The organism is Roseovarius ramblicola (assembly GCF_042430665.1).
Classification (GTDB): domain Bacteria; phylum Pseudomonadota; class Alphaproteobacteria; order Rhodobacterales; family Rhodobacteraceae; genus Roseovarius; species Roseovarius ramblicola.
This window is the reverse complement of the sequence record NZ_JBHMEC010000006.1, coordinates 24,665-46,854: the sequence shown is the minus strand read 5'-3', so window position 1 is coordinate 46,854 and position 22,190 is coordinate 24,665. Positions and strand designations below refer to the sequence as shown.

Genomic DNA, 22,190 nt, shown 5'->3' with positions numbered 1-22,190 from the left:
CGATCAGCAGGTGCAAAGAGTAGCTTGATTTACGCCAGATCCTGTCCAAGAGACGGGGAGTAGCTCAGTTCATCCTCGATCCGATCCACCAAATGCCGGGACTGAACACCTAGGATCGTTAGGTTCGGTGCGACTCTCGATGATGTTCGGCTAGCCTCCAGTACGTTCATCGGCGTGATGATCCCCTCGAAATGCCCGCACTCACGTCAATGAGGTGAGATGAAACTAGGCAGATCGTCCATTCCCACGACGTGGCAGTATATCATATTAATGATCTCGAGCTCGCGCTCGTGGAGTTCGTCTGTCGCAGCCGCGCAGGCGTCGTGGACCACGAGAACCTCAAAGCTCTCGTCGGCAAGAGAGCGCACCGTAGAACTCACGCACTGATCCGTGAAGATGCCGGCCACGATCACGTGCCGAATGCCGATATTGTGGAGCATCAGCCGAAGGTTGGTCCCTGTCAGAGCACTGTCCGTGGTCTTGGTGACGACGATCTCGTCCCCTTTTGGCGTGAGTTCATCGACGATTTGACTGTCCTCGCGGTCCTTGGGCAGGAGCAGGTAGTTGAAGCCGGGTTTCTTCTGGCTGAGCGAACGGTCGCGCCCGTCCTGCGTCTGACAGGCGATGCGCGCGAACATGACCTCCAGCCCCTCCGTCCGGGCCCAGTCGATCAGGTTGGAGGCGTTGGGAATGACCGTATCGTTCATCCGATCGAAGAACGGCTGCCAGCGCAGGGCTTCGGCCTCATCGTCGGGCACCTCAAGATAGGTGTTCTGGATGTCGATGACCAGCAGCGCCGTCGTGGCCGGGTCGAGCACGATGTCCTCGGGCTCTTCCGCCGTTTCGTAGTAGAAGCTTCGGAACGCGGTTTTCCAGTTGCTCACGGTTGACCCCCTTCGGACATCTCAGGCCCCGATCTTGTCCATATAAGCCTGACCCAGGCGCGCGGTGGTGGCGGCGAATCCGGGTGCCAGTTCCTGCGGTTCCGGTGCCTCGATATGGCTGCCGATCCAAGCAAGCAGGGCCATCCGGCGCAGCATGATGAAGGTGTCGATCTCGGCCTCTTCCTCTGCACTCATATCACGCACCGACCGGTAGCCGCGCACCCAGGCCTCGCGCAGGGCCGGGATGCGCGGATCATCCTCGATGAAGCTGATGGCTGCCGCGAAGTCGTAGAGGAACCAGCCCCAGCCACAATCGTCGAAGTCGATGAGCCGGGTGCCGTTGGCATCCACCAGCAGGTTCGCCAGCCGCATGTCGGCATGGATCAGGTTGAAGCGGTCTGGTGCCTTGCCGAATGACTGGAGCCGATCACAGATGGTCTGCTCGACCTTTTCCAGAACCGCGGCCAATTCCGGCGTCACTTCCGGCGCGTCACGCCAGTCTCCCCATGTGGAGTTGGGCCCGAAGACGGCAGCTGCATCCCATGTCAACCGCTCGAATCCGTTGGGTTTCTGCCAGCGCAGCACATGATCATGGCAGCGGGCCGCGATGGTTCCCAGTTCCTCAAATCCCTCGGTCATGTCGCCGCTATCGTCGGGCTCCTGGCCTTCGACGAAATGAAACAGCACCATGTAGCGGGGATCCGCAAGAGCTTCGGCGCGGCCCGTTTGGATCGGGTCTCCGTTCCTGCCTGTATAGTAGCCAGGTGTCGTCACCACGCCTTCGCGGTCGAGCGCCTCGAGCCATGCCAACTCGCACTCGATGGCGCGGTGGGAGTGGTAGTTTTCCCGGTGGATGCGCAAGACGGACTTGTAGCCGCCCGGTGCCTCGACGAGGTATGTTGCATTCTCCGACACGTTGATGAGCCGCGCGGAGGCGCCCTCGGGCACGTCCCACAGAGAAAGCGAGTCCTGCGCCAGCCTGTCGAGATGGCGCAGCAACTCCTTCAGGGGCATGTCTGATGCGGACATGGCAGACTCCTTTCGATTGACGCTGTCGCGGCGTTCAGATCTCGTCCATCGCTTCCAGCGATTCCGGTAGGATCTGGCCGCCGTCGATGACGATCTGCTGACCGGTGATGTAACCCGCCTCGTCGGACGCGAAGAACAGCGCCGCGTTGCCGATGTCCTCGACGTCGCCCAGCCGCTTGAGCGGGATCGAGGCGGCCATCGTGTCGAGATACTCCTGCCCGAGATCCTGAAGACCTTCGGTATAAATGTTGCCCGGCATTACAGCGTTGATCGTGGTGTTGTAGCGCGACAATTCCATCGCCGCGGTCTTGATGAAGCCCAGCTGGCCGGACTTCGACGCACCATAATGCGACCAGCCGGGAAAGCCGGTGTGGGGGCCGGTGATCGACGAGGTGATGACGACACGCCCCTTGCCGGCCTTCTCGAAATGCGGAATGGCGGCCTTCACGCAAAGGAACGATGACCGCAGGTTCGTCGCAAGAACCTGATCCCATTCTGAGGGGTCCATGTCGACCATCTTGGTTTGCGGAAATGCCCCGGCATTGGCGCAGAGCACATGGAGCCCGCCCTGTGCGTCGGCGGTGCTGTCGACCATCGCTTTCACCGAGTCCCAGTCGGAGACGTCGCAAACCTCGTGGCGGACATCGCCTTCAATCTCGCTCGCAGCTTTCCTGAGGTCCTCCTCATTTCGCGCAGCGAGCGTAACCTTCGCTCCCTGACGGGCAAAGACGGTGGCGATGCCGCGCCCGATGCCCTTGGAGCCCCCGGTGACGATGACGCTTTTGCCTTTCAGTGACGTGAGCATGGCTGTGTTTCCTCCGTGTTGGTTGTCTTCTGTCAGGTTCGGTCTTGGGCCGTTCCGGCCTCTCGGTTGGCCCGCATCATCCAGACCACGACGAATGCAGTCAGGATCAGCAGGAAGGAGCCGACAACCGACATGACGCCAAGTGTCGGCACCAGCGGGGAATAGCCGGAGACCATCTTGGCGTAGAGCCATTCGGGCAGCGTCGAGTCGGCCCCGGTCGTGAAGAGTGAGAGCGGGAAGTTCCCCCAGCTAAGCAGAAAAGCGAACAGGCCTGCCGACACGATGCCGGGCGTCAACAGCGGCAGCGTGATCTCGCGCAGGACGGTGAAGGTGCCTGCCCCCATGTCCCGCGCGGCCTCTTCCAGCGCCGGATCGAAGCTGTAGGCCCGGATGGCCACGATCAGCGTGGCGATCGGCGTGATCCACACGAGGTGCGCGACGACTGCGGTCTTCCAGCTCGGAATGATGCCCAGCGAATTGAACCACATCAGCAGGGCCAGCCCCAGCACCGTCTGCGGAAAGAAGATTGGCAAAAGGATGAGTTTCTGGAAAGCGGTCCGAAAGCGCCACTGGTAGCGGGCGAAGGCAAGCGCGCCGAAGAATGCCAGCACCAGGGCGATGACGGTGACGAGAACCGCCACGACCAGCGACGTGACCAGAAGCTCACTGACGGTACTGCTTTCCAGCGCCTCGGTGTACCATTTCGTGGAGTAGCGACGGATGGGAAAAGTAAGGTACCTCGCTTGCGACACCGAGGCAAAGCCCACAGACACGAGCGGAAGATACAGGAAGGCAATCATCGCGATGCCGTAAGCGAAAAGGACGATCCGGGTCAGGCGGCTGGTCTTCATCAGCGCTTCCTCCCCATGATCGCGTCAAGGTCGACCTTCGAGACCCCGAAGAGCGCCAGCGCACCGATGATGACGATCAGGATCATCGACAGCGCCGAGCCCAGCGGCCAGTTCTGACCGAATGTGAAGGCCGTCTCGATATCGTCGGCGATCGCTATGACAGCCTGCCCGCCGAGTATCTTGGACTCTGCCAAGGCGCCCGCGGCAAGCACGAAACTCAGAAGCGAGCCCACGACGATGCCCGGTGCGGCCAGCGGGATCTCGATCTGCCACAGAACTTGCCACCGCGACGCGCCGAGGTCATAGGCAGCCTGCCGCGTGTCATCGGGCACCATCGCGATGCCCTGCGCCAGAGGGAAGAGCATGAATGGCAGGTAGACGTAGACCAGCCCGAACACGATGATTGGTACGCCGTAGAGCGGGCTGTCAAAGCTGACCCCTGTCCAGGCGCGAAAATACCCTTCGATCAGCCCGCCTTTCATCAGCGTCAGAACCCAGCCGAAAAGCCGGATGTTCTCGGAGACAAAAAGGCTCATCACGACTGCAATGGTCAGGATGATCGTGAAGCGCTTGAATATCTTGGCCATCGCGAAAGCGATCGGCCAGCAAACGATAAGAAGTATTAACGTAGAGGCCAGCGCCATGCCCAGCGACCAGAGGAGCGATTTGTAGTAGCCCTGTTCTATGAATACGGCATAGGCCGAGAAATCCGGTACGTTGCCAAGCGAAAAGACCTTTTGCGGCATGATCGAGAACAGCGCAACGACGACGAGCGGCGCTAGAAAAGCGACAGCCATGAGAGCAATTACCGGCAGGGCCGACAGGAGGCCCAGCTTGCGATCAAGGGTATTCATGTGGCCCCGTCGATGAAATGGGTGTTTTCGGCGTTGAAGCCCAGGGTGATCTCCTGCCCTTCGGAGAGGGGGCGCCGGTCTTCCCGGAGGTTCTCGAGTGTCACCATGCCGCCCGGGGTATCTATCTCGTACTGGATGCGGGAGCCGAGCGCATACTCTCCGTGCAGCACGCCGGTGAGCGTGAAGTCGAACGCGTCGCCGGCGTCGGCGAAACGCATGTATTCGGGGCGTACCATGAGAAGCCCGCGAGCGCCTTCTTTCAGGTTGGGCAGCTTCACGGTCGGGTTGACCTCGAGCACATCGCTGGAGACCGCGCCGCCGGATGCGCCGCGCACGTCGAACAGGTTCACTTCGCCCATGAATTCGGCCACGAAACGGCTTACCGGCGCACCGTAGATTTCGTCGGCCTCCGATATCTGTTCGATCCGCCCTTCCTTCATGATGGCTATCCGGTCGGACATGACCATCGCCTCTTCAAGCGAATGCGTGATGTAAACGAAGGTCTTGCCGGTGCGTGCGTGCAGATCCTTCAACTCCTTTTCCAACGTCTTGCGCAACCGGTAGTCCAACGCGGAAAGCGGCTCGTCGAAGAACAGGATTTCAGGGTCGAAGGCGAGCGCCCTTGCAAGCGCCACGCGCTGCTTCTCGCCGCCTGAACACTGCGAGATACGCTTGTCGTAATAGCTCTGCGGCAGGCGCAGGAGGTCGAGCAGGTCGAGCGCCTTCGCCTTGCGTCCGTCCGGCGGCTCCTTGCGCAGCTTAAGCGGGAACTCGATATTCTGGCCGACGGTCATGTGCGGAAACAGGGCGAGCGACTGGAAAACCATGCAAGTGGGCCGCGTGTTGGCCGGCGTATCATCGATCCGCTGGTCGCGCAGGCGGATTTCTCCACTGGTCAGGTCATCCATGCCGACCAGCAGTCGAATCAGCGTCGATTTCCCGCTGCCGGATGGGCCGACGATCGTGAAGAATTCGCCTTCGGCAATATCGAGGTCGATACTGTCGAGTGCAGTGAAACTTCCGAATGTTTTCACGACGCCGCGCAGGCGCAGAAACGGTGAAGAATCCATACTCTACCCTTGGAAAGTGCAAATTAGGCGGGATGCCCCGGCGCCACGGGCACCGGGGCCAACTCAAGTCACGACCGCCGCTCTTGGGTGTAGATGTCGATCAGGGTGTCATAGGAGGCCACTACCTGGTAATCGAGCGAACGCTCCATCTCCTCGGCAAGGGTGTCCATCTGGATCGCATCCAGTTCTTCATTGTCGAACAGCGCCATGACCTCCTCGTTGCCCATCTGGCACACCGGGTTGTAAGTGCCCTCGGTGAAGGCAACCGCCTTGGATATCTCTGGTGTCTGCACGAATTCCAGGAATTCCTGGGCCAGGTCGCTGGGATCGGGGTTGTTGACCGCGGAGGTCAGCTCGATCCAGACAACGCCGCCCTTGCCGTCGACCGGACCGGAACGGGGTGTGATCGCGCGCACGTTGGTCAAACCGTCGTAGCGTGCCGGCGATGCGGTATAGGTGCCGCCGGTGAAATACGCGTCGATCTCACCATTGATCAGGGCAGTGTTCATCGCCACAAGGTCGTCCGTCATCAGCTTTGAGCCGCCGAAAATCGTCTGCGCCGTCTCGCGGAATTTTTCGAGATCCGCGCCCTCGACTGGCTCGAACGGGTTCAGCCCGGCGGTCAGGCACATGTGCATGATATTCCAGTTGTCGTAGGTCAGCACTCCATAACGATCCTTCATCGCCGGATCGAGGAAAAGGTTCCAGCCCTGCTCTTCCGCCGTTTCCCTGCTGATCTTGTCGGTGTTGACCACGAAGCTGAACGGGCCATAGCGTTGCGGCATGCCGATCAGTTCGCCGTCATCCGCGAAGGACAACTCGTAGGGAGGATTCTTGAACGACAGCAGCATCTTGTCGAAATACGGCAGGAACCGGTCCTTGTTCAGCGGCTTGATGAGGCCTTCCGGATAAAGCTGGTCGCGCGCCCACGGCTGGTTGACATTGATCAGGTCCCAGACCGAGGTCTCACCGGCACGAAGCTTGTTGATCATGTCCGGGTCGGATGTCCCACTCTCGGCGCGGATGGTTGCACCCGGATGCGCGTCACGGAACGGTCCGAGCACTTGGTCGGAGTTGTAGCCTTCCCAGCACAGGATGTTCATCCGGTCGCTGCGGGCCGCGAATGCCGGGCTCAGCGGGCCGGCGGTGGCCAGGCCGGCCAGTGCTGCCGAGCGGCCGACGAATTGTCTTCTGGACAGTTTGTTTGACATTTCTATACCTCCGTTTGGGTTGGGTCGGTCGTTGCGCTCCGTTCAGTCGGAGCGGCCTTTTATGTTTTCCAGTGTCTTGGTTATCCGGTCCCTTGCCGTTTGCATGTCCTCTAGGCTGCCGGACATGAATATGCGCCCCGTGGCGCCCATCATTTGGACATCGTTGATGACGGCACCCGGGGCGGCCTTCTCAGCTTCGTTGGCCGCGACGCAGGCAAAGAGGGCCGGCATCATCTCGTAGATCAACAGCGCGACGCCGGGCACCAGAATGGAGCCGTCGCGCGTGCGGTTCAGGATTATAGCGTGCTGATCCGAGAGGTCCTCGATGATGTCGTGATAGAGAATCTTCGGTGCAAACTGATCGGTGTGCTTGGCGCCAATGCCCTCCAGGATTGCACGCCCGGCTGCGTCCAGGTCCTTCATGTCGGCGGCATGCAGCTCCAGAAGCCCGAACTGCCGTTCGGTGAAAAGGATGCCCGGCTCCATGTCGGGCGCCTCCTTGAGGGCCAGATCGGCTATCCGGTGAATACTGAGCGCCGGGGCCACTTCGATGATCAGCGAATTCTGGCCGCGGAACGGCGGATACGCCCGCGCGCGCATGGGGGAGGACAGATAGGCCGCGAACTGCGGCTGCAGATCTTCGATCGGCAAGTAAACGCGAAGCTCTGTCATGATCCTGTCCAGCCCCCTTGCATGATGGCGGTGTTACTTCGAGACGGCGGCGGCCGAGAAATGTTTCCCGAGATCGGCATGCGGCCGCGGGATGACATGCACGGCAGTCACCTCACCAACCTGGCTAGCCGCCTCTGCTCCGGCTTCGGTCGCCGCCTTCACGGCACCGACATCGCCCTTGACGACAACGGACACGAGCCCGCCGCCAACCTCGTTGCGCGCCACGATCTCCACGTTCGCGGCCTTTACCATGGCATCTGCCGCAGAAAGCGCGGGGACATAGCCTTTGGTTTCGATCATTCCGATTGCTAGATTAGCCATGCATGTTTTCCTTCATGGTTGACTGTTACTTGTCTTCGTCGATGGACCCGATGATGAGCGCGTCAACGGGCACGGCCCGACCCGCGAAATAACCCGCGGCGACCGATCCTTGCGTCACCAAGACCGCTTCGCCGGCATCGCAGCCCAGCGGATCAAAGGCGATCATCTTGGCCCCGCCCTCGGTCTCGACTTCGAGCAGCGCGCCGCGCGGAAGCGACTCCACGCGTCTGGAAGACCAGACCTTTCCGATGACACGGGCTTGTATCATGCCTTATCCCTTTCGATCCGGATGCCACGGCGACGTGCTTCGTCCCGCGCCAGTGGTGTCAGACGGCTTGTCGGCGCGATCCGCAGGCTTCGTGCAGACCCATCGAGCGCATTGATGTCGCGCTCGGTGATCAACGCCTTGTCTAGCCTCTCCGGCACCTTGCTGCCGGGCCCTGTCACGATCGCCCCGACGACTGGCTGCGTGGGTGGGCCAGCAGGCGGCCTGCTCAATTCGAAGACCAACTCGCCACGCGCCACGCGTTCGGCGAAACCCGGCTCCGACGCCCTCCGCAGGATATCCTGCGCGAAATGTGTTAGCTCGGTGCTCGAGGTGATGCGCACCTGTTCCGCCACACGGCTTGGCGGCGCAGCCCCAGCTTCCGACCTGAACGCAGCCATTTCCTCGCGCAGGATCGCGCGAATCTCGTCCCGAAGGGCAGACATCACGACGCTCCTGCATCACGTAACGCGCCTTCGGCCGCGTTTCTGGCATTGCGGACATCCGCCTCCGTCCCGGCCAGGTAAAGCCGACCGTTGGCTCCGATCATCCGCATGTCGATCAGCTTCACATCCGCCTCCTTCTCGGCCTCGTTGCACGCCAGGATGGCATAAGCGGCGGACTGGCATTCCAGGAGGTAGATACTGTCGCCACCGAGCACCATCGAGCCGAGCTTGTTGCGGTTCATCAGGAATGCGTGCTGATCATCAACATTGGTGACCAGCTTGGAGGCGAGAATCTTGGGCGGAGCCACGTCGGCGGCAGTCTTCCCTAGCGCCTCGAGGATCGCGGAGGCACCGGAATGCACTTCCGCCGTGGAACGCGAGTGGAACTCAAGGGTCCCGAACTGCCGCTCAACGACAAGCAGGCCGGCATGGACATCCGCGCTCTTGAGAACGGTGTCAGTCAGTGCCTCGACGTCCAGGCCGGGCGCGATCTCAACGATCTGCGCGGCCATCCGCAGGCGCGGTAGCGTACCCCGCATCCATGTGGACATGTAGGCCAATGTTTGAGGCTGAAGCTGATCAATGAAGATCGAGGCGCGGAGTTCGGTCATGCCTCGCCTCCTTTCAGGCTACGCAGTTCTTCGAGGATAAGGCGGCGCAGCTCGTCGCGGCTGACATCGCCTGAGACGGCTTCGCCGGCCGGCCCCGGCGCGGCGATCGGGGTGCGTGCTGCGGGGCGTTCGGCGGACACGCCGCTCAGGTCCACCCCGGCCAGATCGGCCGGCAAGTCCTTGGCATAGGCGATGCGCGTCCACTGTACGAGGTGCTGCGGTCCAAGGTTCTCGCCGATCGAAGAGCGCCCGGCGAACCCCGTGCCAATCGTGAAAGACGGCGGCAGGTGCGTGGCAAACCCGGCGGCTCCCTGCGAACAGGGCGCATTGACCACGACCCGGTAGACAGGAACCCCCTGCGAGAAAGCGACCAGCCGCTCGTTATCCTCGCCATGGAACGCGGCCGAGTGCCCTGCGCCACGACGCGCGGTGTGCTTGGCGAATGTCAGGGCCTGCGGGAAATCCGTCGCGGCTGTCAGCGTCAGCACCGGGCACAGCTTTTCCCGGAACAACAGATCGTCCTGTCCCGGTGAGGCGACAACGGGCACCAAGACCTTGGTCGAGGGGCTGACCCGAAGCCCGGCTTGTTTCGCAATCCAGACGGCGCTTTTCCCCACCGCGTCGACGTTGAAGCCTGTCCCGGTGAAAAGGTAATCGCGCAAACGCGCGGTATCGGCCTCGTTGCAGACATGCGCGCCGGCAGAACGCAGGGCGCGCTCCATGTTGCCGCGATTTGTCTCAAGCGTGACGGCAACGCTCTCGTTCGTGCAAAGCACCGAATTATCAAACGCCTTGCTTTCGACAAGGCAGCGGGCCGCCGCGTCCACCCTGGCGCTCGGGTCGATATAGGCCACGGCATTGCCCGGCCCCACGCCCATCGCCGGGTTGCCCGAGGAATAGGCGGCGCGCACCATTGCGGTGCCGCCGGTCGCGAGAATGACATTGATCCTGTCAGAACTCATGATGTCCTGAACCAGCGGGATCGACGGCTCCTCGACGCATTGAATCAGTCCCGCGGGCGCTCCCGCGGCCTCTGCAGCCTGCGCGAGATGATGAGCTGCGGCGGCGGACACCGCTTTTGCTGCAGGATGAGGACTCATGACGATGGCGTTGCGGCTCAGGATCGCCAGCATCGCCTTGTAATACACGGTAGCGACCGGGTTCGTCGCGGGCGCGAGAGCAAAGACCACCCCCGCGGGCTTGGGCAGCTCGATGATCTTTCTTGCCTCGTCGACCCGTGGGGTCACGAGATCGAGATTGCGATAATAATCCAGCAGTTCATGCGTACAAAGCCTGTTCTTGAGCGCCTTGTGCTCGGCCACGCCGAAACCGGTCTCCGACACCGCCTCTTCCGCGAATTGCACGGACTTTTCGTAGCCCGCCCTGGCAACCGCCTCCGCGATGGCGATGACCGCGTCGCGGCTGAATTCCTTGTAGTAGCGCGCCGCCCAAGCAGCACGGCCCACCTTCATCCTCGCTCGGGAAAGCTCCCTGTCGGGCACCTCGAGCCGCGGGGCGTCGATCCTTGCCTGCCCGGTCATGCCGCACGCCTCATGGTCTTCAGAAGCTGCCGGGCACGCGGCATGGCAGCGTCAAACCTGTCCATGATCTCCTGGCAGAGATCCACATCGAGGACGACGCCGGGCTTGAATTGCAGAACCCTCTTGTCCAGCGAGGAAAAGATCGCCCATACGCCATTTTCGTAGAGCGCACGGGACACGGCCACGGCACCTTCCGGGTGATCGAACTCCAACCCCAGCACGACACCGCGCTGGCGCACGCCGACGAAGATGTCGCTGTGACGTTCCATCATCTCGGCCATGCCCTGCGCGAAGAACTCGGCCACGAAATGCACGTTCGACACGACTTCAGGCCGTTGCAGCATTTCCATCACGTGATGGCCCACGAGGCAGCCTAGCTCGGCCCCGCCCGAAGTGCTGATATGAGCAGCCCCGTCCTCGACAAGCCACTGCCCGCATTCCTCAGTCGCCAAGCAGGCGCTGATCGGGTAAAGACCTCCGCCGAGCCCCTTGCCGCAAACGAACATGTCGGGCGCAAGACCATAGCCCTGCCAGCCCCACATGACCCCGGTGCGCATCAGGCCGGTCTGCACCTCGTCCGCGATAAACTTGGTGCCGTACTTGCGGCAAAGGTCCTGACAGGATTTGAGATAATCATCATCCGGCATCGGGAAGCCGTAGGTGGCCGGGATCGTCTCCACGATGAATGCCGCCACATCACCCTTCATAAGGACCGCCTCAAGCGCATTCACATCATTGAAGGGGATGTGTATGAATTCTTCTGGATTCTCCGACAGGAAGATCTTTGAAAAGCGCTCATCCCCGGTGGCGACGGAAAGACCCGAGTGTCCATGATAGCCCTTGATGATCGAAACGATCTTGCGGCGCTTTGTGGCATACCGCGCGGTTTTCAGGGCGATCTCCACCGCCTCAGCCCCGCCAGAGCCGAAAATCGAATACTTCATGTGGGGCGCAGTGTTGACCAGCTTCTCGGCAAACGCGGCTCGGGCGACGGACGGAAACCAGTGATTGCCCATGTCGAAATAGTCGAGCCCGGATTTCAACACCTCCACCAACTCAGGGTGGCGATGGCCGAAATTGTACGTGCCGCCATTGAGGTGAAGGTCGATCAGCCGCTTGCCGGACATGTCGTAAAGGAGGTAGCCCTCGCGCCGGTCAATCACCATTGGCGTTCCAGCTTCCGTCCAGAAGCTGACTTTGCCGGGATTCCAGTACTCCGCGGCCTTCCTGAGGAGGTCATCCTTCGAATCGAAGGAAAAGTAACCGTAGTTGAACACGCGATTCCCCCTTTTTAGTCGAAGGCAGGCTAGCATGGATTCCTGATGTCACAACAGTTTTTGACCGAAGTCGGGCATTTTTACTTAATATTTTGATCGAAAGCCCGTATAATGGGCACTGAAAGAAAGGCATCACGTCGAAATGTCCAAGAAATCACAACGACATGACCAGATCCTGAGCGTGCTCGAGATGAACCCCTCGATCCGCGTTGCGGAGATGGCCAAGGAGCTCGGGGTGTCGAGCGAGACGGTGCGCCGCGACCTGACGGAGATGGAGGATACCGGGCGTATCAAGCGCACCTACGGCGGCGCGGTGAGGACCAAGGCGTTCGAACCCGCGCTTGCCGAACGGCTCCAGCTTCACGTCAAGGCGCGCGAACGGATCGCCCGCAAGGCCGTTGAGCGCGTCGCCGATGTCGGAAGCCTGTTTATCGGCGGCGGCGCGACGACGCTTCACTTCGCGCGCGCACTGCGCAACATAGACCGCGAACTGACCGTTCTGACGCCCTCTTTCAGCATTGCAACCGAGCTCTCCACGAACCGGCGCATTCAAGTCATGGCCCTGCCCGGCATCGTGGAGCCGAAGGAAGGGCTCGTTTATGGAGCGGAAACGCTCCGGTGCATCAAACAGTTTCGCACCCCGATAGCCGTCACAGGCGCGTCCGGCGTGGATGAGGATGGCGTCAGCGAGGCGCTTCTGCATGCGGCGCAGGTCTATTCGGCGATGATCGACGCGGCGGACGAGACGCTGATTCTTGCGGATGCCTCCAAGTTCGGGAATCGGTCGCTGCAGGGAATCGTCCACTGGAAGCCGAGCGTGACCCTCATTTGTGACGAACGTCCGCCACCCGCCCTGTGGGATGCCATACGGCAGGCGGACGGCAACATCATCACGGGCCGAGCCCCGGCAGCCGCATGATCGCCTCGGCCGGGGCACCAACAAACATGGGCGCAGGGGGGCGCCGCCGAGATGAACAACAACTACGACGCCAACCGCTGGAAACGTTTTGACGAGTGGGACGCGCGTCCGCTGCGCCTTGATCAGTTTGCGGCCGAAGACCCGGAAAACGGATTCTCGGCGTTCTCCGGGGCCGCCGATCCAACGTCGGGCCTCGATATCCGCGACGGCAAGGTCGCCGCGATGGACGGGGTGCCAAGGCATCAGTTCGACATGATCGATGCGTTCATCGCCACTCATCATCTCGACACCGCGATCGCGGAAGAGGCGATGGCAATCCCCGCGTCGGATCTGGCCCGGATGCTCGTTGACATGAACGTGCCGCGCGAAGACCTCGTGCGGCTGGCACGGGGGCTCACGCCCGCACGGCTTGCCGAGGTGGTGGCGCAGCTCAACGCCATGGAAATCGCCTTCGCCTATTCCAAGATGCGCGCCCGCAAGACGCCCGGGAACCAGGCCCACGTGACCAATGCCAAGGATGACCCGCTTCAACTGGCCGCCGATGCCGCCATCGCCGTCGCGCTCGGGTTCGACGAAATCGAGACCACGATGCGGGTGGCGCGCAATTCATGGTCCAACGCGCTGGCATGCTGCGTGGGCTCGGCGGTCGGGCGGGCCGGAACGCTGTTCCAGTGCTCCAGCGAAGAGGCCGAGGAACTCGAAATCGGCATGGCCGGCTTCACTTCTTACGCGGAAACGGTCTCGGTCTACGGGACCGAGAGCGCCTTCGTCGATGGCGATGACACGCCATGGTCGAAAGCTTGGCTTACCGCTGCCTATGCCTCCCGCGGGATCAAGATGCGATGCACCTCGGGCGCAGCGGCAGAGCTGCTGATGGGCTACCACGAGGCAAAATCCCTGCTGTATCTGGAGGCGCGCTGTCTGTGCCTTCAGCGCGGGATGGGCGCGCAGGGCACACAGAATGGCGGGATCGACGGGGCGCCCTTGGCGTCGTCCATCCCGGGGGGTGTGCGCGAGATTATGGCGGAAAACCTGCTTACCGTCTGGCTCGGCCTGGAATGCGCCTCCGGCAACGACGCCCGGCATTCGGAGTCGGAGATGCGCGTCGCCGCCAAGGTCCTGCCCTTCCTGATCGGCGGCTCCGATCTGATATGCTCGGGCTTCGGCAGCATCCTGAAATACGACAATTCCTTCAATCCGTCTTCTTTCAACGGCGAGGAGCTGGAGGAATTTCTGGTGCTTCAGCGTGACTTCGAGGCCGACGGCGGCCTGACTTCGGTCGAGGATGCCAGCGCGCTCGACCTGCGGCGGCGCGCGATCGATGCGCTCTCGCACGTGCTGACGGATCTGGACCTCGCGCAGCCCACCGAGATCATGAAACGTTCGGTCGCCGTGGCCTCCGGCTCGAACGACACGGAGAGCTTCTCACCTCGCGACGTGGCGGTTATCAGTGACAGGATCAGCAGCAAGGGGATCACCGTGATCGACGTGATCCGGTCGCTGCAGAACGGTGGGTTCGCGACAGAGGCGCAGAACCTGCTCTTTCTCGTCAAGCTGCGCGTGTCGGGGGACTATCTGCAGACCTCGGCCATCATCCGCGACGGGCGTGTGATCAGCGCAATCAACGACCCCAACGACTATACCGGCCCGGGCACGGGCTACCGCCTGACTGAGGCGCGCCGCACCGAACTGGCCGCCATCCGCAACGTGCTCGACCGCGACGAAGTGCTGCGCCGGGAAGCGGCCGGCGAGACCGGCGAGACACGTGCCATCGAGTATCGCACGATGGGGCCGGCCGCACGCGGCAAAGACCCGTCCGAGGTGGTCGTCGGAATCAGCCCCGGCTTCGGAACGAGCATCTTCCGCACGCTGGCGGGCCATCCGCTGAGCGCAGTGCTGCGTGCGCTGCGCGAAGGGATCGAAAGCGGTGGCAGCCGAATGCGCCTTGCGCGAATCCGCCACACCGCCGACACTTCGTTTCTGGGCCTGAGCGCGGCGCGGCTTTCGGGATCCGGCATCGGCATCGGCATCCAGTCCAAGGGCACCGCGGTAATCCACCGCTCGGACCGCCTGCCCCACAACAACCTGGAGCTTTTTTCCAACGCCCCGGTCACATGCCTCGAGCATTACCGGGCCCTCGGCGCGAATGCGGCACAGTACGCCCATGGTGACATGCCCGCGCCGGTGGTCGTCCCCACTCACGGCGAAGCACTCGGCGCACGCTTTCACGCACGGGTCGCCCTCACCTACGCAATCGAAACCAAGATGACGCAGAACAACGCCTCCCCGGAGGAGCTAGAAGTCACTTTCCTGGATACAGAACGATGACTGACGAACCCAACAGCACAAGAGACTATCCCCTCGCGGAGAAATGCCCCGACCGTGTCACCGGCTACCGGGGCAAATCGCTAAATGAACTGACGATCGACGCGGTACTCAGCGGCGACATTGAAATGAATGACCTGCGCATCACACCCGACGCCCTGGTGAAGCAGGCCGAAATTTCGCGGGATGCCGGACGCGCAGCGCTCGGACTGAACTTTGAACGCGCCGCAGAAATGACACGTATGCCCGAGGAAACGGTCATGGAAATCTACGAGTTGCTGCGACCCGGGAGAACGACCTCGAAGGAACGCCTTCTGTCCACTGGACGGTGGCTTCGCGATGAGTTTGACGCGCCATTACTGGCCCAACTAGTTGAGGAAGCCGCAGAGGTTTATGAAAATCGAGGCTTGTTTCTGGTTCGTTATTGAGCGGCCTTTATTGTCCGTTGGCTTACCGACTGGCGGCGGCGCCGCCATTTCCTACCCCCTGATCGAGACCGCCACACTGAACGTTGTTGACCCAAAAGTATGGCTCGCCGACGCGTTGGCATACATTCAGGATTACAAGATCATTCACGTTGATGATCTCCTGCCGTGGAAATTATCAAATCACGCGGCCTGATCGGACGCATACCAAGAAGCCGCCGCGGTCGAATTTCATTCGTTTCGCTGCCAGTCGCGATTGAAACGCAAAACCTCCAAAACCATCACGTAATGATTACACAACAATGACTCAGGCGACGGAGAACGTTCGCCCCCAGTCGCGTCCTCTCCGCCACTTGCCCTTGCGAAAGCGTTCTCCCAATCCGGCCACGGTCGGATTTTTTCGTTATTTTCGAGGGTTATGCGGGTGGGGCTGAGCACTGGCTCCAGCGCCAGGAAGCAGACCGGTCAGGTTCACGGCCAATTTCGCCAAGCCCTTGCGCCACACATGGGAGACAGTCCGTTCTTTTTCGATGCCTTCAAACAAGCGGGTTTCTATCCGGGCGATCTGGTGCTCGAACCCGTGAATTGGCTTTCCCGATCTGAGCGGAAAGCGACCCATGTTGTAAACACCCCCTCACTGACAGAGCGATTGAGGGACCACGAAGCGCCTCACGCGGTCGCTTTCATGCAAGGCATTGAAGCGCCGGTCAAAGCCGCTTTTGCAGCGTCGGACATGCCATGCCAGCTTCAGGTTGTGCCTTTTCCGGGGAACGGGCGACAGGCAGAGTTCCGTGCAGCCATGACGGCGATCATGCCGGAGCTGCTGAACCGGTGACCAAGGGTGCCGGATTCGACCCAAAATGACCTGAGTTTTCCGCCACCGTGCTTACTATGTGCGTACCGTAGCAATAAGCACATAAGGGGAGGAGCTTTAAGTCATTGAAGTCATTGGTCGGAGTGAGAGGATTCGAACCTCCGGCCCCTGCCTCCCGAAGACAGTGCTCTACCAGGCTGAGCTACACTCCGACCGTGGCGGGCGGGATAGACGAGGGCGGGGGCTTTGGCAAGGCCGAAATGCGCCCCCGCCCGCGTATCACAGGCTTTCGTCGAGCGCTGCGAGCACGGCGTCGCCCATCCCCGAGGTGCTGACCGGCGTGCCGCCCTCGGGGCCCATCAGGTCGGCGGTGCGCAGCCCGTCAGCCAGCACCGACTCCACCGCACGCTCGACCCGCGCGGCCTCGTCGCCCATGTCGAAGGAATAGCGCAGCGCCATGGCGAAGCTGAGGATGCAGGCGATCGGGTTGGCCTTGCCCTGCCCGGCGATATCCGGCGCGCTGCCATGCACCGGCTCATAGAGCGCGCGGGGCCGCCCGTTCTCCATCGGCAGGCCGAGCGAGGCCGAGGGCAGCATGCCGAGGCTGCCGGTGAGCATCGCCGCGCAATCGCTCAGCACGTCGCCGAAAAGGTTGTCGGTCACGATCACGTCGAATTGCTTGGGCGCGCGCACAAGCTGCATGGCGCCGTTATCGGCATACATGTGGCTGAGCGCGATCTCGGGATAGTCGGCATCGTGCACCTCCTGCACCACCTGACGCCAGAGTACGCCCGATTCCATCACGTTGGCCTTTTCCATCGAGCAGACCCGGCCCGCCCGCTTGCGCGCCAGATCGAACGCCGCGCGCGCCACGCGGGCGATCTCGGACTCGGTATAGCGCTGCGTGTTGATGCCGACGCGCTCGTTGCCCTCCTTGTGGATGCCGCGCGGCTCGCCGAAATAGACGCCGCTCGTCAGTTCGCGCACGATCATGATGTCGAGCCCGGCCACCACCTCGCGCTTGAGCGAGGAGAAATCCGCCAGCGCGTCAAAGCATTGCGCGGGCCGCAGGTTGGCGAAAAGGTCCATCTCCTTGCGCAGGCGCAACAGGCCGCGCTCGGGCTTGACGCTGAAATCGAGCGCGTCGTATTTCGGCCCGCCCACGGCACCCAGAAGCACCGCGTCCACCTCCTGCGCGCGCGCCATCGTGGCATCGCTGAGCGGCACCCCGTGCGCGTCATAGGCGGCGCCGCCCACCAGATCCTCGCTCACCTCGAAGGCGATGCCGCGCTTCGACCCGAACCAGTCGATGATGCGGCGCACCTCGGCCATGACCTCGGGGCCGATGCCGTCGCCGGCCAGGATGAGAAGAGACGGGGTGCTCATGGGCGCTGTCCTCTGGAAATGTCGCGTTGCGAGGATGGCCTATAGTCCGGGGCGCACGGGGTCAAGAAAGCGCGGTCAGTCGAGCGCCAGATCGACCCAGACCAGCCGGTGCGGCCCGGCGAGCACGGCCGCCGCGCGGCCCGGCGCGTCCTCGGGGGGCCAGTGCACGCCCGCGCCGGTCACGCGCAGGTCGGTCGACGGCAGGAGGTAGGACACCCGCAGCGGCCCGGTCTGCGCCCAGTCAACGGTATTGCGGCCCGGCAGCGGATCGCGCAGGCGCGGATCGGCCAGCAGCGCGCGGATCGCTCCGCGCCGCCCCGCGCCGCGCCCGGGGTCGAGGTTGGCATCGCCGATCAGCACGAAGCGGCGCGCGGGCGCAGGCCCGAACGCGCCATCGAGATAGCGTTGCCAGAAGCGGATTTCGTCGTGGTTGCGCCGCCCGTTGCGGTCCTCCGCACCGTCAAAGACCGGGGTGGTGGCGTGAAACGTCAGCAGCGTCAGCGGCCCCGAAGGCAGGCGCACCGGCACCGCCCAGTGCCCCACCGACGAGAGCCGCTGCACTGCCTGCGCCGCGTCCGAGGGAAAAGGCCGCCCGTCGGGCCAGCGCGGCAGCACCGCGCCGGGCAGGTCGCGCCAGGGCACCGCGCTGAAATCGCGCGCGCCGTCGCGGTCGAACGGGTGACGCGACAGGATCGCCATGCCCCCCTGCCCCGAGAAGGTGCCATAGCCCTGCGCGTCGCGCGGCCCGCCGCGCCGTCCGTCGCCATCCATGTCCAGCCCCGTGGGTCGGCCGGTATTGGGGCGCAGCGCGAATAGGTGCGGGAAGTAGGGGCCGTCCTCGGCGATCCGGTCACGCAGGGCCCCGAGCGCGCGCAGGCCGTGGTCATAATCGACGCCCTGCACCACCAGCACGTCCGGCGCGACCGTGGCGATCGCCCCTGCGATGGCGTCGAGGCGCGGATCTTCTCCGCGCCGGATATCGCGCAGCAGGAGGCCCGGCCCGTCGCGGTCAAGTTCGAGGTGCCATGTCGCGAGCCGCACGGTGCCGGCCTCGGCGATGAACGCCACGAGGAGAAACGCAAGCGCCAGCGCGAGGCGTGCGCTCACACGCCCTGAAGCGCGCGGCCCTCTTCGACCGGCGAGCGCGCGGCGGCGTAGGAGCGGCGGCGCTTGTCCTCGATCATCGCCGCTATCCGCTGCATGGCGATGCCGCGCATCAACAGGCTTGCCGGCAGAAAGGCCCATGCGCTCACCGTCCAGATCAGGGTTTGCGGATCGGTCAGGGAAACCGGGCCGACCACCGCCGTCGCGATCCGGACGATGGCAGGAATGGCAAGCGGCAGCAAGAGCCCCAGCAGGAGGTTGACACCCGCGTCGCGGCGCAGCCGGTGAAGCACGTCGCCGCCTCCCGTCGGGTCGAACAGCGGCAGGTTGATCCACACATTGAACGGCCCGCTCCGTGTGGGCCAGCCGAGGAACCGCACGAACACGGCAAAGATCAGCACCATGCCCAGCGACAGCACATACGCCAGCGACGCGGCCCTGCGCAGCACGTCGGCAAGCCCGGCCTCGGCCTCGGCCGGCAACAGCATCACCATCAGCCGCACCGGCGACCAGGGCAAATCGACGAGATCGGCGAGCCACGCCGCCGCGCCGTTCAGCCCGCCCGACAGCGCCGTGGGCACCACCTGCCCGCGCAGCATGAAGGATAGCGCCACGAGGATGGCGGCCAGCGTGAAGAAGCGCAGCCGGTTGTAGGGCGGGGCAAAGCGGAATTCGAGCATTCCGGGATAGCGGGAATTGTATTCCATCGCGGTAAAGACCGCGGCCAGAAGCGCCAGCACCAGCACGACCTGTGCGGTCGCCGGGTGCGTGAACGGGACGATCAAGGCCGGCGTCGCCACCAGCATGGCCAACAGGAGTGCCCGCGCCAAGGCGCCAGGTGTCTGAGAGACCACCGCTCTTTCCCCTTCATCCCGACCGGTCGCGATACGTCGCCGCGCCCTTGTGTCGTGCTGATCCCGCCAAGTGTGGCGGGCTGCCTCAATTCTGCCCAATTCTTGCCGCTTTTCCTCATGGCCCGCAAGGGACCAGCACGATTCAACAGAAAGCTTGGGGCGATTTCGTGGCAGGAGTGGTGCAGGAATACATCAATGCGCCGAAAAATTTTGGCGCGATTCCTGTCTATTACATCATATTGTGGCCTGCGGCGGGACGGCCGCGATGGCCCGCCGCCCCGCCCGGCCCCGTATCAGACCCAGGGCCGCGCCTGCGCCGCGCGCGCCTCGAACGTGTCGATCGCCGTCGCCTTTTCAAGCGTCAGGCCGATATCGTCGAGCCCTTCTAGCAGGCAATGCTTCTTGAACGCATCCACCTCGAAGGTGAAGACCTCGCCCTCGGAGGTCGAGACGGTCTGCGCCTCCAGATCCACCTCGATGCGGGCGTTGGCACCCTTCTCGGCCTCTTTCATCAGCACATCGACCTGTTCCTGCGGCAGGGCGATGGGCAGGATGCCGTTCTTGAAGCAGTTGTTGTAGAAGATATCGGCATAGGAGGGCGCGATGACGCAGCGGATGCCGAAATCCTTGATCGCCCAGGGGGCGTGCTCGCGGCTCGACCCGCAGCCGAAATTATCGCCCGCGACCAAAATCTGCGCGTCGCGATATTGCGGCTTGTTGAGCACGAAATCGGGGATTTCATTGCCGTCATCGTCATAGCGCATCTCGTCGAAGAGATTGACGCCCAGCCCCGAACGCTTGATCGTCTTGAGGAACTGCTTGGGGATGATCATGTCGGTATCGACATTGATCAGCGGCAGCGGCGCGGCGATGCCGCTGAGTTTTTCGAACTTTTCCATTACATGATCTCCCGAACGTCTGTCAGCCGACCGGTCACCGCCGCCGCCGCCGCCATGGCGGGGCTCATCAGGTGGGTGCGCCCGCCGCGGCCCTGACGGCCCTCGAAATTACGGTTGGACGTGGCCGCGCAGCGCTCGCCGGGGCTAAGCTGATCTGGGTTCATCGCCAGGCACATGGAACAGCCCGCGAGCCGCCACTCGAACCCGGCCTCCTTGAAGATGTCGGCCAGCCCCTCTTCTTCGGCCTGCGCGCGGACGAGGCCCGAGCCCGGCACGATCATGGCGCGCAGGCCCTCCTTGATCCGTCTGCCCTTGAGGATTTCGGCGGCGGCGCGCAGATCCTCGATCCGGCCATTGGTGCAGGAGCCGATGAACACGGTGTCGATCTCGACCTCGCTCAGCTTCTGCCCGGGGGTCAGGCCCATGTAGTCGAGCGCGCGGCGCGCCGCGTCCACCTTGCCACCCGCGAAGCTCTGCGGGTCCGGCACCTCGGCGTTGATCGGCAGCACGTCCTCGGGGCTGGTGCCCCATGTGACCACCGGCGCGATATCCTCGCCCTTGAGGGTGACGACCTTGTCCCAATGCGCATCATCGTCGGAATAGAGCGTTTTCCACCACTCCATCGCCATTTCCCACTGCGCGCCCTTGGGCGTGTGGGGGCGGCCCTTGATATACTCAAACGTCACCTCGTCCGGCGCGATCAGGCCCGCGCGCGCGCCGCCCTCGATCGCCATGTTGCAGACGGTCATGCGGCCCTCCATCGACAGCGCGCGGATCGCCTCGCCGCAATACTCGATGACATGGCCGGTGCCGCCCGCGGTGCCGGTGGCTCCGATCACCGAGAGGGTGATGTCCTTGGCGGTCACGCCGGGCGCGAGCGTGCCGGTGATCTCGACCTTCATGTTCTTGCCCTTGCGCTGGATCAGCGTCTGCGTGGCCAGCACATGCTCGACCTCGGAGGTGCCGATGCCATGCGCGAGTGCGCCGAAGGCCCCGTGCGTGGCGGTGTGGCTGTCGCCGCAGACCACGGTCATGCCCGGCAGGGTCCAGCCCTGTTCGGGACCGACGATATGCACGATGCCCTGGCGGATGTCGTTCACCGGGTAATAGTGAATGCCGAAATCCTCGGCGTTCTTGTCGAGCGCCTCGACCTGGATGCGGCTCTCGGGGTTCTCGATACCGTTCACCCGGTCCGGGGTGGTGGGCACGTTGTGATCGGGCACGGCGATGGTCTTGTCGGGCGCGCGCACGGTGCGGTTTGCCATGCGCAGCCCCTCGAAGGCCTGCGGGCTGGTGACCTCGTGCACGAGGTGGCGGTCGATATACAGAAGGCAGGTGCCGTCTTCGGCTTCGTGGGCCAGATGGGCATCCCAGATCTTGTCATAGAGTGTCTTGGGGGACATGGGTCCTCTCCCGTTGCTGATGGCTGCGGTCGGATGGATGGCGGGGCGCAGCCTCAGAGGCGCGCCAGCACAGAGCGCTGCGCCCCGAAAAAGCGCCACGGCAGGCGCGCGCGATCGTCCATGTCGAACACCCGGGTCATGCCACGCAGATACAGCGCCGCCGCCCCGCTATCAAGAGGCCGACCGCCTGCGCGCCTCTTCTTGGTCCAAATACTCCCGGGGGG

24 protein-coding genes and 1 tRNA gene are annotated in these 22,190 nt (G+C 63.1%); 5 read left to right on the top strand and 20 right to left on the bottom strand.

What is annotated here, in order from left to right; translation table 11 throughout:
* Nucleotides 1-206 precede the first annotated feature (206 nt).
* From ACFFU4_RS03450 to ACFFU4_RS03385, 14 genes are all read right to left on the bottom strand, one after another.
* Nucleotides 207-884, bottom strand: a complete 678-nt coding sequence (locus ACFFU4_RS03450) for a cysteine hydrolase family protein (protein WP_377067081.1) — start codon at nt 882-884, stop codon at nt 207-209.
* A gap of 21 nt (nt 885-905) precedes the next feature.
* Entirely contained in the window at nt 906-1,913 is a 1,008-nt protein-coding gene (locus ACFFU4_RS03445) for a phosphotransferase enzyme family protein (RefSeq protein ID WP_377067079.1), read from the bottom strand.
* Between the two features lie 34 nt (nt 1,914-1,947).
* Entirely contained in the window at nt 1,948-2,718 is a 771-nt protein-coding gene (gene fabG / locus ACFFU4_RS03440) for a 3-oxoacyl-ACP reductase FabG (protein WP_377067077.1), read from the bottom strand.
* A 32-nt stretch (nt 2,719-2,750) separates the two neighbouring features.
* The gene (locus tag ACFFU4_RS03435) at nt 2,751-3,569 is read right to left on the bottom strand and encodes an ABC transporter permease (RefSeq protein ID WP_377067075.1); all 819 of its coding nucleotides are present in this window, start codon (nt 3,567-3,569) and stop codon (nt 2,751-2,753) included.
* Nucleotides 3,569-4,366, bottom strand: coding sequence for an ABC transporter permease (locus ACFFU4_RS03430; protein ID WP_377067073.1), 798 nt, complete (start codon nt 4,364-4,366; stop codon nt 3,569-3,571). Before ACFFU4_RS03430 ends, ACFFU4_RS03435 begins: the two co-directional genes overlap by 1 nt.
* Nucleotides 4,367-4,419: 53 nt before the next feature.
* On the bottom strand, nt 4,420-5,493 hold the full coding sequence (locus ACFFU4_RS03425) for an ABC transporter ATP-binding protein (RefSeq protein ID WP_377067071.1): 1,074 nt from the start codon (nt 5,491-5,493) through the stop codon (nt 4,420-4,422).
* 68 nt (nt 5,494-5,561) lie between these two features.
* On the bottom strand, nt 5,562-6,704 hold the full coding sequence (locus tag ACFFU4_RS03420; protein ID WP_377067069.1) for an ABC transporter substrate-binding protein: 1,143 nt from the start codon (nt 6,702-6,704) through the stop codon (nt 5,562-5,564).
* Nucleotides 6,705-6,746: 42 nt separating this feature from the next.
* Nucleotides 6,747-7,376, bottom strand: a complete 630-nt coding sequence (locus ACFFU4_RS03415; RefSeq protein ID WP_377067067.1) for a microcompartment protein — start codon at nt 7,374-7,376, stop codon at nt 6,747-6,749.
* A gap of 33 nt (nt 7,377-7,409) precedes the next feature.
* Nucleotides 7,410-7,676, bottom strand: coding sequence for a BMC domain-containing protein (locus ACFFU4_RS03410; protein WP_300893052.1), 267 nt, complete (start codon nt 7,674-7,676; stop codon nt 7,410-7,412).
* Between the two features lie 46 nt (nt 7,677-7,722).
* On the bottom strand, nt 7,723-7,965 hold the full coding sequence (locus ACFFU4_RS03405; protein ID WP_377067065.1) for a EutN/CcmL family microcompartment protein: 243 nt from the start codon (nt 7,963-7,965) through the stop codon (nt 7,723-7,725).
* The gene (locus tag ACFFU4_RS03400; RefSeq protein WP_377067063.1) at nt 7,962-8,408 is read right to left on the bottom strand and encodes a hypothetical protein; all 447 of its coding nucleotides are present in this window, start codon (nt 8,406-8,408) and stop codon (nt 7,962-7,964) included. The genes ACFFU4_RS03405 and ACFFU4_RS03400 overlap by 4 nt, the downstream gene beginning before the upstream one ends.
* Nucleotides 8,408-9,019, bottom strand: a complete 612-nt coding sequence (locus tag ACFFU4_RS03395; protein WP_377067061.1) for a BMC domain-containing protein — start codon at nt 9,017-9,019, stop codon at nt 8,408-8,410. Before ACFFU4_RS03395 ends, ACFFU4_RS03400 begins: the two co-directional genes overlap by 1 nt.
* The gene (locus ACFFU4_RS03390) at nt 9,016-10,560 is read right to left on the bottom strand and encodes an aldehyde dehydrogenase family protein (protein ID WP_377067059.1); all 1,545 of its coding nucleotides are present in this window, start codon (nt 10,558-10,560) and stop codon (nt 9,016-9,018) included. The genes ACFFU4_RS03395 and ACFFU4_RS03390 overlap by 4 nt, the downstream gene beginning before the upstream one ends.
* A complete protein-coding gene (locus ACFFU4_RS03385; protein ID WP_377067057.1) occupies nt 10,557-11,837 on the bottom strand; it encodes a class-III pyridoxal-phosphate-dependent aminotransferase in 1,281 nt (426 codons plus the stop codon). The genes ACFFU4_RS03390 and ACFFU4_RS03385 overlap by 4 nt, the downstream gene beginning before the upstream one ends.
* A 142-nt stretch (nt 11,838-11,979) precedes the next feature.
* On the opposite strand from ACFFU4_RS03385, the gene ACFFU4_RS03380 reads away from it, so the two are divergent.
* From ACFFU4_RS03380 to ACFFU4_RS03360, 5 genes are all read left to right on the top strand, one after another.
* Nucleotides 11,980-12,756, top strand: coding sequence for a DeoR/GlpR family DNA-binding transcription regulator (locus ACFFU4_RS03380; RefSeq protein WP_377067055.1), 777 nt, complete (start codon nt 11,980-11,982; stop codon nt 12,754-12,756).
* A 51-nt stretch (nt 12,757-12,807) separates the two neighbouring features.
* The gene (locus tag ACFFU4_RS03375) at nt 12,808-15,084 is read left to right on the top strand and encodes a propanediol/glycerol family dehydratase large subunit (RefSeq protein ID WP_377067053.1); all 2,277 of its coding nucleotides are present in this window, start codon (nt 12,808-12,810) and stop codon (nt 15,082-15,084) included.
* Nucleotides 15,081-15,509 carry a diol dehydratase small subunit gene (locus ACFFU4_RS03370; RefSeq protein WP_377067051.1) on the top strand — a complete coding sequence of 143 codons (429 nt, stop codon included), beginning with the start codon at nt 15,081-15,083 and terminating at the stop codon, nt 15,507-15,509. Before ACFFU4_RS03375 ends, ACFFU4_RS03370 begins: the two co-directional genes overlap by 4 nt.
* A complete protein-coding gene (locus ACFFU4_RS03365) occupies nt 15,475-15,702 on the top strand; it encodes a transposase domain-containing protein (protein WP_377067049.1) in 228 nt (75 codons plus the stop codon). The genes ACFFU4_RS03370 and ACFFU4_RS03365 overlap by 35 nt, the downstream gene beginning before the upstream one ends.
* 309 nt (nt 15,703-16,011) lie before the next feature.
* Nucleotides 16,012-16,341, top strand: coding sequence for a hypothetical protein (locus ACFFU4_RS03360; protein WP_377067047.1), 330 nt, complete (start codon nt 16,012-16,014; stop codon nt 16,339-16,341).
* A 114-nt stretch (nt 16,342-16,455) separates the two neighbouring features.
* Here ACFFU4_RS03360 and ACFFU4_RS03355 read toward each other — a convergent pair.
* From ACFFU4_RS03355 to leuC, 6 genes are all read right to left on the bottom strand, one after another.
* A tRNA-Pro gene (locus tag ACFFU4_RS03355) sits at nt 16,456-16,532 on the bottom strand.
* 67 nt (nt 16,533-16,599) lie between these two features.
* Nucleotides 16,600-17,706, bottom strand: coding sequence for a 3-isopropylmalate dehydrogenase (gene leuB / locus ACFFU4_RS03350; protein ID WP_377067045.1), 1,107 nt, complete (start codon nt 17,704-17,706; stop codon nt 16,600-16,602).
* 75 nt (nt 17,707-17,781) lie between these two features.
* The gene (locus ACFFU4_RS03345) at nt 17,782-18,813 is read right to left on the bottom strand and encodes an endonuclease/exonuclease/phosphatase family protein (RefSeq protein WP_377067043.1); all 1,032 of its coding nucleotides are present in this window, start codon (nt 18,811-18,813) and stop codon (nt 17,782-17,784) included.
* The gene (locus tag ACFFU4_RS03340; protein WP_377067041.1) at nt 18,810-19,640 is read right to left on the bottom strand and encodes a hypothetical protein; all 831 of its coding nucleotides are present in this window, start codon (nt 19,638-19,640) and stop codon (nt 18,810-18,812) included. Before ACFFU4_RS03340 ends, ACFFU4_RS03345 begins: the two co-directional genes overlap by 4 nt.
* A 317-nt stretch (nt 19,641-19,957) precedes the next feature.
* On the bottom strand, nt 19,958-20,563 hold the full coding sequence (leuD, locus tag ACFFU4_RS03335) for a 3-isopropylmalate dehydratase small subunit (RefSeq protein ID WP_377067039.1): 606 nt from the start codon (nt 20,561-20,563) through the stop codon (nt 19,958-19,960).
* The gene (leuC, locus tag ACFFU4_RS03330) at nt 20,563-21,966 is read right to left on the bottom strand and encodes a 3-isopropylmalate dehydratase large subunit (protein WP_377067037.1); all 1,404 of its coding nucleotides are present in this window, start codon (nt 21,964-21,966) and stop codon (nt 20,563-20,565) included. The genes leuD and leuC overlap by 1 nt, the downstream gene beginning before the upstream one ends.
* Between the last annotated feature and the right edge of the window lie 224 nt (nt 21,967-22,190).